15 protein-coding genes are annotated in these 14,022 nt (G+C 41.2%); all 15 read left to right on the top strand.

Annotated features, from left to right (window positions below; genetic code table 11):
• Positions 1-106 precede the first annotated feature (106 nt).
• The 15 genes from A4245_RS15825 to lysS all read left to right on the top strand — a co-directional run bounded on the left by A4245_RS15825 (position 107) and on the right by lysS (position 13,586).
• On the top strand, positions 107-847 hold the full coding sequence (locus A4245_RS15825; RefSeq protein ID WP_067729667.1) for a VWA domain-containing protein: 741 nt from the start codon (positions 107-109) through the stop codon (positions 845-847).
• Positions 810-1,748 (top strand): protein kinase domain-containing protein, encoded by a 939-nt coding sequence (locus tag A4245_RS15820; protein WP_067729665.1) that lies wholly within the window; start codon positions 810-812, stop codon positions 1,746-1,748. Before A4245_RS15825 ends, A4245_RS15820 begins: the two co-directional genes overlap by 38 nt.
• Before the next feature lie 57 nt (positions 1,749-1,805).
• Entirely contained in the window at positions 1,806-3,203 is a 1,398-nt protein-coding gene (tilS, locus tag A4245_RS15815) for a tRNA lysidine(34) synthetase TilS (protein ID WP_067729663.1), read from the top strand.
• 26 nt (positions 3,204-3,229) lie between these two features.
• A complete protein-coding gene (hpt, locus tag A4245_RS15810) occupies positions 3,230-3,772 on the top strand; it encodes a hypoxanthine phosphoribosyltransferase (RefSeq protein WP_067729749.1) in 543 nt (180 codons plus the stop codon).
• 172 nt (positions 3,773-3,944) lie between these two features.
• Positions 3,945-5,951, top strand: a complete 2,007-nt coding sequence (gene ftsH / locus A4245_RS15805) for an ATP-dependent zinc metalloprotease FtsH (protein ID WP_067729661.1) — start codon at positions 3,945-3,947, stop codon at positions 5,949-5,951.
• A 129-nt stretch (positions 5,952-6,080) separates the two neighbouring features.
• Entirely contained in the window at positions 6,081-6,857 is a 777-nt protein-coding gene (locus A4245_RS15800; protein ID WP_067729659.1) for a type III pantothenate kinase, read from the top strand.
• 17 nt (positions 6,858-6,874) lie between these two features.
• Positions 6,875-7,744, top strand: a complete 870-nt coding sequence (gene hslO / locus A4245_RS15795; RefSeq protein WP_067729657.1) for an Hsp33 family molecular chaperone HslO — start codon at positions 6,875-6,877, stop codon at positions 7,742-7,744.
• 18 nt (positions 7,745-7,762) lie between these two features.
• Positions 7,763-8,665 (top strand): peptidylprolyl isomerase, encoded by a 903-nt coding sequence (locus A4245_RS15790; protein WP_067729655.1) that lies wholly within the window; start codon positions 7,763-7,765, stop codon positions 8,663-8,665.
• A gap of 124 nt (positions 8,666-8,789) precedes the next feature.
• The gene (gene cysK, locus A4245_RS15785) at positions 8,790-9,719 is read left to right on the top strand and encodes a cysteine synthase A (protein WP_067729653.1); all 930 of its coding nucleotides are present in this window, start codon (positions 8,790-8,792) and stop codon (positions 9,717-9,719) included.
• Between the two features lie 109 nt (positions 9,720-9,828).
• Positions 9,829-10,659: a dihydropteroate synthase gene (folP, locus tag A4245_RS15780; RefSeq protein WP_067729652.1), complete on the top strand. Its 831-nt coding sequence runs from the start codon at positions 9,829-9,831 to the stop codon at positions 10,657-10,659.
• Positions 10,652-11,017: a dihydroneopterin aldolase gene (folB, locus tag A4245_RS15775; protein ID WP_067729650.1), complete on the top strand. Its 366-nt coding sequence runs from the start codon at positions 10,652-10,654 to the stop codon at positions 11,015-11,017. Before folP ends, folB begins: the two co-directional genes overlap by 8 nt.
• A complete protein-coding gene (gene folK / locus A4245_RS15770) occupies positions 11,014-11,526 on the top strand; it encodes a 2-amino-4-hydroxy-6-hydroxymethyldihydropteridine diphosphokinase (protein ID WP_067729649.1) in 513 nt (170 codons plus the stop codon). The genes folB and folK overlap by 4 nt, the downstream gene beginning before the upstream one ends.
• Complete coding sequence (locus tag A4245_RS15765; protein WP_067729647.1) at positions 11,496-11,723, top strand: helix-turn-helix domain-containing protein; 228 nt, start codon at positions 11,496-11,498, stop codon at positions 11,721-11,723. Before folK ends, A4245_RS15765 begins: the two co-directional genes overlap by 31 nt.
• 84 nt (positions 11,724-11,807) lie before the next feature.
• On the top strand, positions 11,808-11,963 hold the full coding sequence (locus A4245_RS20215; protein WP_157087744.1) for a hypothetical protein: 156 nt from the start codon (positions 11,808-11,810) through the stop codon (positions 11,961-11,963).
• 135 nt (positions 11,964-12,098) lie between these two features.
• Complete coding sequence (gene lysS, locus A4245_RS15760) at positions 12,099-13,586, top strand: lysine--tRNA ligase (protein WP_199860698.1); 1,488 nt, start codon at positions 12,099-12,101, stop codon at positions 13,584-13,586.
• Positions 13,587-14,022 lie beyond the last annotated feature (436 nt).

Genomic DNA, 14,022 nt, shown 5'->3' with positions numbered 1-14,022 from the left:
CCTTGCTTATGCCTGCGTTTCTGCCCAGTCGCCTCCACCTTTCTGTGTATATTTTTATTGTTTTTTGGTGATGATTGGTAGTGGAATAGATAGGGAGGTTTGGGCGTTGAAAAATGGGACTTTGAAGCAAATTTTATTGTTGACGGATGGCTGCTCAAATAAGGGAGAAGATCCTTCTGCCACTGCAGCACTTGCATATCAGCAAGGTATAACAGTGAATGTGATTGGAATTCTCGATGATGATCAGACAGAGAGTCCGGATGGATTACAGGAAGTGGAAGATATTGCTTTATCAGGCGGGGGTGTCAGCCAAATTGTGTACAGTGAGTCATTATCACAAACGGTACAAATGGTGACAAGACAAGCGATGACACAAACACTGCAAGGTTTTGTAAATAAAGAACTTAGACAAATTCTTGGTTCCGATCAGAGTCTTGAAGATCTGGAACCGGAAAAACGCGGTGAGATTATGGAGGTCGTTGAGGATCTTGGTGAAACGAGTGATCTGGAGGTTCTGGTACTTGTCGATACAAGTGCAAGTATGCACGGGAAGCTTCCTACAGTTAAAGAGGCATTAATTGACCTTTCCATCAGTCTTAACTCAAGGATTGGCAGAAATCGTTTTTGTATATATAGTTTTCCTGGAAAACGTAAAGCTATTCAAAAAGTGTTTGATTGGTCACCAAAGCTTGACTCCATTTCAGCCGTTTTTCCTAAACTGACGAGCGGGGGCATTACACCTACAGGACCTGCGATTCGGGAGGCAATGTATCAATTTGGCAAAAAAAGCTTATTAAGGAGCTTCAGGCATGATGATGAATCCGGCATGGAAGAAGCAGGTTATTGAACTCAGACCAGGTACCCGAATCACGGGGAAATGGCATCTCAATAAATATACCATTCAAAAGAAACTTGGTGCTGGTGCAATTGGGGCTGTTTATCTATGTGAATTCGAAGGGAAGCCTGCTGCTCTGAAAATCAGTGAAAAAGGCACTTCGATGACTGTGGAGGTTAACGTATTAAAGTCATTGGAGAAGGTCCAAGGAAATCGGCTTGGACCTTCTTTGCTTGATGTAGATGACTGGGTTACACCTGCAGGGAACGTATTATCATTTTATGTCATGGAGTACCTTCAAGGTGAGACACTGGCACATTTTATCGGAACCCATGGGAAGGACTGGATCGGTGTTTTTATGGTTCAATTACTTGAGGATCTGGAAAGGTTGCATCGGACTGGGTGGATCTTTGGAGATTTGAAAGCAGAGAACTTAATTGTTGTTTCATCACCCCCGAGAATACGGTGGGTCGATGTGGGCGGAACAACCCGTGCCGGAAGGGCAATTAAGGAGTATACCGAGTTTTATGACCGTGGTTATTGGGGAATGGGTACGAGGCGTGCTGAACCGAGCTATGACCTTTTTGCATTTGTTATGGTATTCTTAAATATATATTATCCAAATAGATTTGTTAAGACAGGCGATCAGTCCGAAAAGCTGCTTTTTAAGAAAATCGATCATGTTAAAGACCTCCACCCTTATAGAAATATCTTGAAAAGAGCAGTAAAGGGAAGCTATCATTCAAGTGCAGATATGAAAAGAGAAATCATTACTGCCATAAATGAAGTGAAAAGGCGACAGTCCTATCATCGAAAAAAATCAAAGCTGTCTTTGCACCAGCATTTGGTGGAACCCGGAGGAATTGGAGTACTTGCATTGCTATTTTACCTTTTCTCTCTGCTTTTTCAGTAGTTTCACTTATGATAGGATAGAGATACGAATTGAAATCAGTGCTGGAGTTGGCAATCGATGAAACAGGAAGTACTTACATTCATAAAAAAACATCAGCTGCTCAGGAAAAATGCAACCGTTCTTGTAGGAGTATCAGGTGGACCGGATTCTATGGCATTACTGCATTTTCTGCTTTCATTGGAGCATGAATGGAATTTGAACATTGTTGCCGTTTCTGTTGACCATCAACTGAGAGGAGAAGAATCCCTTGAAGATTTGCGGTATGTCGAAAGGATTTGCAATGAGTGGGGAGCAGAGTTTGTCGGAGCTTCATTGGATGTAGCTTCCTACAGGAAAAAGCATGGAATTGGGACGGAGCTGGCCGGCAGGGAACTACGCTACCGTTTTTTCGAACAGCAGATGGAACTTTATCAGGCAGATTTTCTGGCACTTGGCCATCATGGGGACGACCAGGTAGAGACGATGCTGATGAAAATGTCACGCACTGCCTCCTCAAGCTTCTTCAATGGAATTCCCGTTCACCGGGAATTTTCAACAGGTTACATCATTCGTCCATTTCTTTGTATAACCAAAGAGATTCTGGAGAACTACTGTAAAGAGAATCATATTGAGGCTAGAATCGATGCCACAAATTTTGAAACCGAATATACACGGAACTTTTATCGTCATAAGGTCATGCCATTAATAAAGGAGAAAAACAGCAATATACATATGACCGTTCAACATCTTAGTGAAACACTTTCTGAAGATGAAGAATTCCTAAGAAAAGAAGCAGAAAAAATGGTTGATGAACTCGTCGATTTCCAGGGGGAAAACGGTATGGTTACCTTTCATGCGGAATTGTTTAAAAACCGCGCCCAAGCTTTACAAAGGCGTGCCTATCATCTAATATTAAACTATCTATACGATGTATTGCCAAAGGATTTATCCTATGGGCATGAAGAACAGTTTTTCGCTTTATTGCAGCGTAAGGAAGGAAATGCCCAACTTGATTTTCCATCTGCTTTAAAATTGGAGAATTCCTATGGTAGAATGACATTTTATTTCGCGGAACACCATGAGGACCCAAACCTTTCTTATCACTACACGTTGGATATCCCAGGTAAACTTAAATTGCCGGATGGCTCTACAATTACAGCAAACTTCGCAGAAAAAAATACCGAACAAAACACTCTTTCCTACATTTTCTCTTCGGAACAGGTTAAATTACCATTACATATCAGGACGAGAAAACCGGGGGATCGAATGAGCTGGAAGGGATTAAATGGAAGCAAAAAGCTGAAGGATATATTTATAGATGCTAAAATACCCTTGAGTGCAAGGGAGAGCTGGCCCGTCATTACTGATGATGAAGGAAAGATAATCTGGCTTATCGGATTGAAGAAGGGGCAGCCGACATCAGGACTGGTACGAGGAGCGACCATCCATTTGCTTTATGAAAAAGGGAAAAATTAGGAGGACTTAAGATGCTTCAGGACAACATGCATGGTGAAATTGACCATATTTTAGTTACAGAAGAAGAAATAAAATCGAAATGCCAGGAGATCGGACGGCAGCTTTCGGAAGAATACGATGGTAAATTTCCGCTTGCTATTGGTGTACTGAAAGGTGCAATGCCGTTTATGTCCGATGTGCTTCGCTACACGGAAATCCATCTTGAAATGGACTTCATGGATGTTTCGAGCTATGGTAGTGGAACAAGCTCATCAGGAGAAGTGAAAATCGTCAAAGATTTGAACACAAAAGTTGAAGGCCGCGACCTGATCATTGTTGAAGATATTATCGATAGCGGATTGACACTTAGTTATCTTGTAGATTTATTTAAATACCGCAAGGCGAAGTCAATCAAGATTGTGACCTTGCTTGATAAACCGTCAGGACGGACTGCCGCCATTAAAGCAGATTTAATTGGATTTGAAGTACCGGATGAATTTGTTGTTGGTTATGGTTTGGATTATGCAGAACGCTACCGTAACCTGCCATACATCGGTGTGCTGAAACCAGAAGTATACAGTGGAGAATAGGACCCGCAGTTTAAGCGGATTCAATGGAAAGAAGGGAGTATTCTTCTTCCGGGTGGGCTATATGTTGCCAGGGGGAAAATAAATCCGGATTTCAGGTTATATCAGTTGTATTTCAACTTTTTCATATGATACGATGTACTATAGTTTTTCCCCGCTTGGGAGGAGGTTGGCAATGAGTCAGATATTTCGTAATGTCCTGTTTTGGATGCTCATTTTCTTTGTCATCATTGGCGTAATAGGAGTATTCAACGGACAAGGTGAAGAAACAGAACAGTATAATGTACAGCAATTTATGGACACTTTAAATAATGGTGAAGTTGAAGAGTTAACATTCCAGCCTTCAAATGGAATCATCCGCTTTACCGGAACACTTACAGATGGTGAAACAACATTTGTTGCTCAAGTACCAGATAATGCAGAAATCATTTCAGAAATTACAGATACAGCAACAGAACAGAGCATACTGAATGTTGCCGAAGAAGAGCAGCCAAGTCCATGGCTCACCTTCCTGACAGGAATCGTTCCGTTCTTATTAATTGGACTTTTCTTCCTGTTCATTCTTAGTCAGGCACAAGGTGGAGGCGGCGGTGGCCGTGTCATGAACTTTGGTAAAAGCAAGGCTAAAATGTATACGGAAGACAAGAAAAAAGTACGTTTCAAAGATGTTGCCGGTGCAGATGAAGAGAAGCAGGAATTGGTTGAGGTTGTTGAATTCCTGAAGGATCCGCGTAAGTTCTCAGCTGTCGGCGCACGTATCCCTAAAGGGGTTCTGCTTGTAGGACCTCCGGGTACTGGTAAAACATTGCTTGCCCGCGCTGTTGCCGGTGAGGCTGGAACACCATTTTTCTCAATCAGTGGTTCAGACTTTGTTGAGATGTTTGTCGGTGTTGGTGCTTCCCGTGTACGTGATTTGTTCGAAAATGCTAAGAAGAATGCGCCATGTATCATTTTCATTGATGAAATTGATGCAGTTGGACGTCAACGTGGTGCAGGTCTCGGCGGCGGTCACGATGAACGTGAGCAAACATTGAATCAGTTGCTTGTTGAAATGGATGGATTCGGTGCAAATGAAGGAATTATAATTATAGCTGCAACAAACCGTGCAGATATTCTTGATCCAGCATTGCTTCGTCCTGGTCGTTTTGACAGACAGATTATGGTGGACCGTCCAGATGTTAAAGGACGTGAAGCGGTATTGCATGTTCATGCCCGTAATAAACCGCTGGATGATACAGTAGACCTAAAAACCATTGCAATGCGAACGCCAGGTTTCTCTGGTGCAGACCTGGAGAATCTGCTGAATGAAGCAGCTCTGATTGCTGCAAGGGACGACCGCAAGGCAGTTAACCAACTGGATATTGACGAAGCGATTGACCGTGTTATTGCAGGGCCTGCTAAGAAAAGCAGGGTAATATCCAAAAAAGAAAGAAATATTGTTGCGTATCATGAAAGTGGCCACACCATTATTGGTATGGTTCTTGACGATGCGGATGTCGTGCATAAAGTTACCATTGTACCGCGCGGACAGGCTGGAGGATATGCAGTAATGCTTCCGAGAGAAGACCGTTACTTCATGACAAAGCCGGAACTTTTTGATAAAATAACCGGCTTGCTCGGTGGACGAGTGGCTGAGGAAATCATTTTCGGTGAAGTCAGCACAGGCGCATCCAATGATTTCCAACGTGCAACAAATATTGCCCATAAAATGATTACGGAATACGGTATGAGTGATAAAATCGGTCCATTGCAATTCAGCAGTGGTGGAGGCGGAAATGTCTTTTTAGGCCGTGATATCCAAAATGAGCAAACATACAGTGATGCGATTGCCCATGATATTGATAAAGAAATGCAAAGCTTTATTAATTATTGTTATGACCGGGCCAAGAAGATCCTTACTGAAAACAAAGATAAGCTTGAGCTTGTAGCACAAACGCTTCTCAAAGTGGAAACGCTGGATGCGAAGCAGATTAAATCCTTGTTTGAAGAAGGCAAGCTGCCGGATCCTGAAGTTGTTGATTCAGAGGATGTTAAAGTGAATATCAATTCAAAGGATGACGATGCAGAAACATTATCTTTTGAAGAAGCTAAAGAAAAAGCTGAATCTGAAGAGAAGAAATATATCAATGATCCGATTATGGACGATAAAAATCCTGACACAGATCCAGAAGATAAAAAATAAGGAATTAAGAAGCAGCCACTTTACGGGGCTGCTTCTGTTTTGGTTTTACAGCCTAAAGCTAGCATTTCTAATGGATTCCAAAGTATGTTATATTAAAAAATAGAGATGATAGGAAGGGCATGGTGACACATGTTATTTGTACTTGATGTAGGGAATACTAATACCGTACTTGGAGTGTTTGAAAAAAATAACTTAAAGTATGAATGGCGTATTAAAACAGACCGCTATAAGACAGAAGATGAATTCGGAATGCTGATTAAATCTCTATTTGATCATAAGGATGTCGCTTTTTCGGATATACATGGAGTCATCATATCCTCTGTTGTTCCTCCAATCATGTTTGCACTTGAGAAAATGTGCAAAGATTATTTTGAGCTAGACCCAATGGTTGTTGGCAAAGAGGATTTCCATACCTACCTGAAAATGAACTACCCGAATCCAAAGGAAATAGGTGCAGACCGCATCGTCAATGCTGCAGGGGCAATCGCAGAGCATGGGTCACCACTGATTATTATCGATTTTGGGACAGCTACAACATTCTGCTATATTAACGAGAAAGCAGAATACTCGGGAGGCATTATTACTCCCGGAATTAGTGTATCCATGGAAGCTTTGTACAGCAAGGCTTCAAAGCTTCCGAAAATAGAAATACAGGCTCCCGATAAAATTGTTGGGAGGACTACTGTGGAAGCAATGACATCCGGGGTTTTCTACGGATATATAGGACAAGTTGATGGTCTGGTTAATCGAATCAAGGAAGAGAAAAAAACCAATCCAAAAGTTATCGCTACAGGCGGATTGGCCAAAATGATAGGGCATGATTCAACAACGATTGATGTTGTTGACCCACATCTGACTCTAAAAGGACTTCACTTAATCTACCAGGAAATAAACCACCAGCGATAAAAGGAGAGAACCTTCACATGAAAGATTACCTTATTAAAGCAACAACATTTGATGGAAAAGTTCGGGCGTATGCCGTAACTTCAACAAATACTGTGGAAGAAGCACGAAGAAGACAGGATACATGGGCGACTGCTTCTGCTGCACTCGGCAGAACCATAACAATTACAGCAATGATGGGAGCCATGCTTAAGGGCGAGGACTCCAATACAATAAAAGTTGAGGGAAACGGACCAATAGGTGCGATCATTGCTGATGGAAATGCAAAGGGACATGTACGTGGATATGTTAACAATCCCCATGTCGATTTTGAATTAAATGAAAAAGGAAAATTGGATGTAGCCCGTGCTGTAGGGACGGAAGGAACTCTAAGTGTTATTAAGGATTTAGGGTTGAAGGAATATTTTACAGGTGAAGTACCGATTGTTTCCGGAGAAATCAGTGAAGACTTCACCTATTATTTCGCTACCTCGGAACAAGTACCTTCAGCAGTAGGGGCTGGTGTTTTGGTTAATCCCGATCATACGATTCTGGCTGCAGGCGGGTTCATTGTTCAAGTAATGCCTGGAGCTGACGAAGAGATCATCACAAGACTTGAGGAGCAAATTCAAACGTTCCCGTCAATCTCCAGTCTTATACGCGAAGGAAAAACCCCTGAGCAAATATTGCAGCAATTGTTTAAAGACGAAGAGGTTAAGATTCACGAGTCCATGCCAATTGAATTCCGTTGCAAATGTTCGAAGGAACGATTGGCAAATGCCATTACCGGCCTTGGCAAGGAAGAAATTCAAAGCATGATTGATGAGGATCATGGTGCTGAAGCAAGCTGCCACTTCTGTAACGAAACATATCACTTTACAGAACAAGAACTGGAAGAACTGAAACAGTAGGAAAGGAAGTTAACAATCATGTCGAAAAAATTACTGCTTGGGATAATTGTTGTACTTCTTATCACGAATATTGCTTCACTGCTGTTTTGGAACCAGGAAGAAAAGCGTGTCATAAGCGAAGATGAAGATACGCAAATAAATAGCACAGAGCCTGTTGCATCCATTGCCGGTGAGGAAATAACCTACCAGCAATGGATGGATGCGTTAAGGACAGGACATGGGGAAAAAGAATTAAAAACAATGATTGATAAAGAAGTGGTCGAACAATTGGCAGAGGAAGAAAAGATTGAAATAGACGAAAAGATCATCCAGCGTGATATTGCCTTTTTACATACGATGCAAGGAGTCATGACGGAAGAAGAATCCTCCAAAGAGGAAGAAGGATGGAGAGAGGATATTATTTATCGCTATCAGTTGGAACAATTACTGACTGCGGATATGTCAATTCCTGAAGATGAATTACAAAGTTACTATGATAGTTATGGGGATCAATATAATTTCTCATCGTCTGTACAGCTTTCCCATATTGTTGTAGACGATTTTGAGACCGCCGAAAAAGTCGTTTCTGAACTTGACGAGGGTGCCTCATTTGAATTGCTGGCAAGGGAGTATTCAACGGACGAGGAAACTAAAAACAATGGTGGCTATCTTGGTTCGATTTATACATCGAGTCAGTTTCTTCCGAACAGTTACGAGGAAGTTGCTTTAGAAATGGAAGACCATTCATATAGTGAACCGTTTCGGGCCGAAAGTGGAGTTGCGGTAATTTATCTTCACCGAAATCTGCCGTCAATTGAATTTACATATGAAGAGATAAAGCCATATATGGAAAGCGAATTGGCCATGCAGGAACTGGAACAGAATTTAACTGCGGACCCTTTATGGGAACAGGTTGATGTTGAATGGATATATGGTGAGTAAGTAGTCTGCAGATATCAATCCTTTATCACTAAGAATTTTCAGACCAATGAGTTGACATTGATTTGAAAACAACGTACATTATAAATAAATCATATAAAAGTACTAGGAATTAGGAGGGGTTTTTGTGAAAGTTGCTGATAATATTACAGGCTTGATTGGTGAAACTCCAATTGTTAAACTAAACAATCTTACAGACCCAGATAGTGCGGATGTGTATGTAAAACTTGAATTTATGAATCCTGGAAGTTCCGTAAAAGATCGGATAGCAGTGGCGATGATAGAAGCTGCTGAAAGAGACGGCGGCCTTAAAGAAGGCGATACAATAATTGAACCGACAAGCGGTAACACTGGAATTGGGCTTGCGATGGTTGCGGCTGCTAAAGGATATAAAACTGTTTTGGTAATGCCGGATACAATGAGTCAGGAGCGTCGCAATCTCTTGCGTGCATATGGGGCGGAGCTTGTGTTGACGCCTGGGGCAGACGGAATGAAAGGCGCCATTGCTAAAGCGGAAGAACTAAAAAACGAAAATGGTTATTTTATGCCACAACAATTCAGTAATCCTGCCAACCCTGAAATCCATGAGATTGCTACCGGTAAAGAAATTGTCGAGCAAATGAGTGACGGCCTGGATGCGTTTGTATCTGGTATCGGAACTGGTGGAACAATCACTGGAGCGGGCAAGGTGTTAAAAGAAAATTTCGAGGGTATTAAGATTTATGCGGTAGAGCCTGCAGCTTCACCTGTATTGTCAGGCGGCTCACCAGGACCACATAAAATTCAGGGAATTGGTGCAGGTTTTAACCCGGATGTATTGAACAATGATATCTATGATGAAATTCTAACGGTTGAAAATGACGAAGCTTTCGATACAGCGCGAAAAGTGGCAACAACGAATGGAATTCTTGGTGGAGTTTCAGCCGGTGCCGCAATTGCTGCTGCCTTAAAGGTTGCAAAGCAATTAGAAAAAGGCAAAAAAGTGCTTGCAATCTTCCCGGATAATGGAGAGCGATATTTATCTACTCCTTTGTATCAATTTGAAGATAATCAGTAAAATAACAAGAAGAAATGATCGGCATTATATATATGCTGGTCTTTTTTTATCTGTGAATATGCTGTAGGATAAATGTATATATCGGTCAAAGAAAGTAGGTTTCGTACATATGATTTTAAAAACAAATAAGAAGACACTAAACTTATCTGAAAGAACACATATTATGGGGATTTTAAATGTAACGCCGGATTCCTTCTCAGATGGTGGAAGTTATACAACCATTGAAAAAGCTGTGGAGCAGGCTGTTCTGATGGAAAAGCAAGGCGCCGATATTATTGATATCGGGGGAGAGTCGACTCGTCCGGGTCATGCTCCAGTTACGGCGGAGGAAGAGATTCATCGTGTTGTGCCTGTAATTCAAGCATTAAAGGAAAAACTTAATATTCCTATTTCGATTGATACGTATAAAGCGAAAACCGCTGAAAAAGCAGTAGAAGCTGGGGCGGATATTATCAATGATGTGTGGGGAGCCAAAAGGGAACCGGAAATAGCCAATGTTGCTGCAGAATATCGTGTTCCGATAATCTTGATGCATAACCGGACGGATGAAGATTACCACTCCATCATAGATGATATGAAAACTGATCTGGAAGAAAGTATCGAAATTGCCCTTCAGGCGGGTGTACCGAAAGATCATATTATACTTGATCCAGGTTTAGGCTTTGCCAAGTCTGCAAGGGATAATCTTGTCGTTATGAATAACCTTGAGCAATTGGTTGGAATGGGATTTCCGTTTCTGTTAGCAACATCTCGAAAAAGATTTATCGGTGGCGTACTGGATCTTCCGGCAGCGGAACGTGACAATGGTACTGGAGCTACTACCGCTTTAGGCATCGTAAAAGGTGCCCATCTGATTCGCGTGCATAATGTGAAATTAAATAGAGAGATTGCTCAAATGACAGACGCCATTCTTGCTGCGGGAGGTACGAAAGTTGGATAAGATATTACTGAATAACATGCAATTTTATGGATTCCATGGGTTGCTTCCCGAGGAAAACAAACTAGGGCAGCGTTTCTATGTTGATTTAGAGCTTTATTTGGATCTGAAAAACGCCGGCAATACAGATAATATGTATGATTCGGTTCACTACGGTCATGTTTTCGATGTTGTAAAGGAAGTGGTGGAAGGGGAAGCGAAGAACCTTATTGAGGCAGTAGCTGAGCTGATCTCTAAACAATTGTTTTCCTCTTTTGAACTGCTGGAAGCATGCAAAGTGAAGGTTGTTAAACCTGATCCGCCGATACCCGGCCATTATCAGTCGGTAGCAGTAGAAATTTACAGGGAGAAAACCGTATGAATACAGCTTTCTTGGCTTTAGGGACCAATATTGAAACGAGGCACCAGTATTTAAGGGAAGCATTGCAATTACTGGAGTCGAATAACCACATTAACATCTTAAAGCGATCTTCCATTTACGAAACAGCACCAGTCGGTTACATGGATCAGGAGGATTTCCTGAACATGGTAATATTAGTAGAGACATCCTTGTCCCCCATGGAACTGCTGGAGTGTTGCCAGTCAGTGGAACGACAATTAGGCCGTAAAAGGGAGATTCGCTACGGCCCGCGAACAATAGACCTTGACATTTTGACATATAATCAAGAAAATAGTACAGTAGAACGATTGATAATACCACACCCAAGGATGCATGAACGAGCGTTTGTGCTTATCCCGTTGCAGGAGATTGCACCAGACTTTGTACTGCCTGTGTGGAACAAGAGTGTTGTGGAACTTATTCATGAGCTTCCTGATACAGACATAAAGGATGTAAGAAAATGGACACTAAACGGGTTGGAAAAAGAGTAAAGGCTTTTCGTAAACTAAAGGGATATACACAAATAGATTTTGCAAAGGAACTGGATGTTCCCACCGCATTAATTGGAAATATAGAACGGGGCACAAAGGCAGCTTCTGATGATTTACTTGATCAGATTGCTGAAAAGCTATCCATACCGAGAGAAGAGATTACGTTGGAAAACTCCGGTAATCAGTCGGAAGAGTAAAATATAGGGATGACATCAAGGTGTTTCACATTGGAAACATATATTTCAACCCGCTGTTCAAATTAAAGGTGAAAAAGCTCGGTAATGGAAATTCGCAAACATGCTTCCTGGTACTTAAAAGGCATGAAAAGGAACGGAAGTGTAGGAAAAAACAGTAATGGAGCGGAAACACGTGAAGAATTGCTCGGTATCTTATATACAATTGCAGACAAATTGGATGCCGAATATCAAGCTTCGTAATTATTAATCGTACCTCTAATCTGTCGGTTTATTACCGGCAGGTTTTTCTGCTTTAATCAAAAGCGCAGGTTAAGGGTATCCGCGTGAAAGAATTAGCAATTTACTATATACTTACTATTATTAATGACTGGAGTGATGAAGGTGTCAGAAGAATTAAATGAACAGATGCGTGTACGTCGTGACAAACTGAATGATTACAGGGAAAAAGGACTTGATCCATTTGGCGGGAAATATTCACGAACACATTTGGCCGAAGAACTTATCGAGAAATATGATAAGTATTCCAAAGAGGAACTGGAAGCAATGACAGATAAGGTTACTATCGCTGGCCGAATGATGACGAAACGCGGGAAAGGGAAAGCAGGCTTTGCACACGTTCAGGATTTGAGCGGGCAGATTCAATTGTATGTTCGTAAAGATGCAATCGGTGAGGATGCCTATGAAGTGTTTAAAACAACTGATCTTGGGGATATCGTCGGTATCACTGGTGTAATGTTCAAAACGAATGTAGGGGAGCTGTCTGTTAAAGCTACAGAATTTGAGCTGCTTTCAAAATCACTTCGTCCATTGCCTGAGAAATATCACGGCCTTAAGGACATTGAGCAACGTTATCGCCAACGTTATTTGGACCTTATCACAAATATGGAAAGCAGGGAAACATTTGTTTTACGCAGTAAAATTATTCAATCCATGCGGGAATATCTGAATGGACAAGGTTTTCTGGAAGTGGAAACACCGATGATGCATAGCATTCCTGGCGGAGCATCTGCACGTCCGTTTATTACCCACCATAATGCGCTGGATATCGAATTATATATGCGTATTGCGATTGAACTGCACTTAAAACGCCTAATTGTCGGCGGTTTGGAAAAAGTATACGAAATCGGCCGTGTTTTCCGTAATGAAGGTGTTTCGACCCGTCACAACCCTGAATTTACGATGATAGAATTATATGAAGCATATGCAGACTATCATGATATCATGGCACTTACAGAGAATGTGGTAGCTCATATAGCAAAAGACGTTCTTGGTTCCACAAACGTAATATACGGAGAATATGAGATAGAACTAGAACCAGAATGGAAAAGACTTCATATGGTAGATGCAGTAAAAGAGAAGACCGGTGTGGACTTCTGGCAGCAAATGACCAATGAAGAAGCACGTGCTCTTGCCAAAGAACACGGAGTAGAGATTAAAGATACGATGACTTTTGGCCATGTCGTGAATGAATTTTTTGAGCAAAAGGTAGAAGAAACATTAATTCAGCCTACTTTTATATATGGTCATCCAGTGGAAATCTCGCCACTTGCCAAGAAAAATAAAGAAGACGAGCGTTTCACCGATCGTTTTGAGTTATTTATAGTAGGAAGAGAACATGCAAATGCATTTAGTGAATTAAATGATCCAATTGATCAGCGTGAACGTTTTGAAGCACAAGTGAAGGAAAGAGATGCAGGAAACGATGAAGCGCATCTGATGGATGATGACTTCCTGGAAGCTCTTGAATACGGGATGCCTCCAACAGGCGGACTTGGAATCGGTATAGATCGTCTTGTTATGTTATTGACTAATTCGCCTTCCATCCGTGATGTATTGCTTTTCCCTCAAATGCGTAATAAATAATGGGAGCCGCTGCAAAATAGCCTGCAGCGGCTTTTGTATTAAAGGTTCATTGTTTAATGATGCAGGGTATTTTAATGTAATATCCACATTATTTTATAGCCGCTGCACGTCTGAAATGTTTGCTCAGGTCTCTCGTTGGTTATCTCTATTCAGTTGTATTAATTGATTAAATTATATAAATAATAATTTCCAGTTATTTCTTTGTAAATTTCTCTTGCTTTCATCTTATAAACATGTTAAATTTATTAACGTTGTCTTAACGAAACACACAAAACACCAAGTTGAGAACGAAACATATTCGTTTAAAATAATTTTAAAAAAGAGTTGACTTTCAAAACTCTAGGTGTTATATTAATAAAGTCGCCAATTTGAAAAGCGGCTTACAAATTTGCTCTTTGAAAACTGAACAAAACAACCAGTATGTTAAGGAAGAAAA

Source organism: Oceanobacillus damuensis, assembly GCF_001618145.1.
Lineage (GTDB): Bacteria > Bacillota > Bacilli > Bacillales > Amphibacillaceae > Oceanobacillus > Oceanobacillus damuensis.
The sequence above is the reverse complement of the archived record's forward strand: the minus strand, read 5'-3'. Positions and strand labels throughout refer to the sequence as shown.

What these genes read in the sequence shown, in the direction of transcription:
- lysS (WP_199860698.1), top strand. Translation starts at nt 12,099, where the DNA reads ATGAAGGTGTCAGAAGAATTAAATGAACAGATGCGTGTACGTCGTGAC.
- A4245_RS20215 (WP_157087744.1), top strand. Translation starts at nt 11,808, where the DNA reads ATGGAAATTCGCAAACATGCTTCCTGGTACTTAAAAGGCATGAAAAGG.
- A4245_RS15820 (WP_067729665.1), top strand. Translation starts at nt 810, where the DNA reads ATGATGATGAATCCGGCATGGAAGAAGCAGGTTATTGAACTCAGACCA.
- folP (WP_067729652.1), top strand. Translation starts at nt 9,829, where the DNA reads ATGATTTTAAAAACAAATAAGAAGACACTAAACTTATCTGAAAGAACA.
- A4245_RS15800 (WP_067729659.1), top strand. Translation starts at nt 6,081, where the DNA reads ATGTTATTTGTACTTGATGTAGGGAATACTAATACCGTACTTGGAGTG.
- A4245_RS15790 (WP_067729655.1), top strand. Translation starts at nt 7,763, where the DNA reads ATGTCGAAAAAATTACTGCTTGGGATAATTGTTGTACTTCTTATCACG.
- hslO (WP_067729657.1), top strand. Translation starts at nt 6,875, where the DNA reads ATGAAAGATTACCTTATTAAAGCAACAACATTTGATGGAAAAGTTCGG.
- A4245_RS15765 (WP_067729647.1), top strand. Translation starts at nt 11,496, where the DNA reads ATGGACACTAAACGGGTTGGAAAAAGAGTAAAGGCTTTTCGTAAACTA.
- tilS (WP_067729663.1), top strand. Translation starts at nt 1,806, where the DNA reads ATGAAACAGGAAGTACTTACATTCATAAAAAAACATCAGCTGCTCAGG.
- folK (WP_067729649.1), top strand. Translation starts at nt 11,014, where the DNA reads ATGAATACAGCTTTCTTGGCTTTAGGGACCAATATTGAAACGAGGCAC.
- ftsH (WP_067729661.1), top strand. Translation starts at nt 3,945, where the DNA reads ATGAGTCAGATATTTCGTAATGTCCTGTTTTGGATGCTCATTTTCTTT.
- hpt (WP_067729749.1), top strand. Translation starts at nt 3,230, where the DNA reads ATGCATGGTGAAATTGACCATATTTTAGTTACAGAAGAAGAAATAAAA.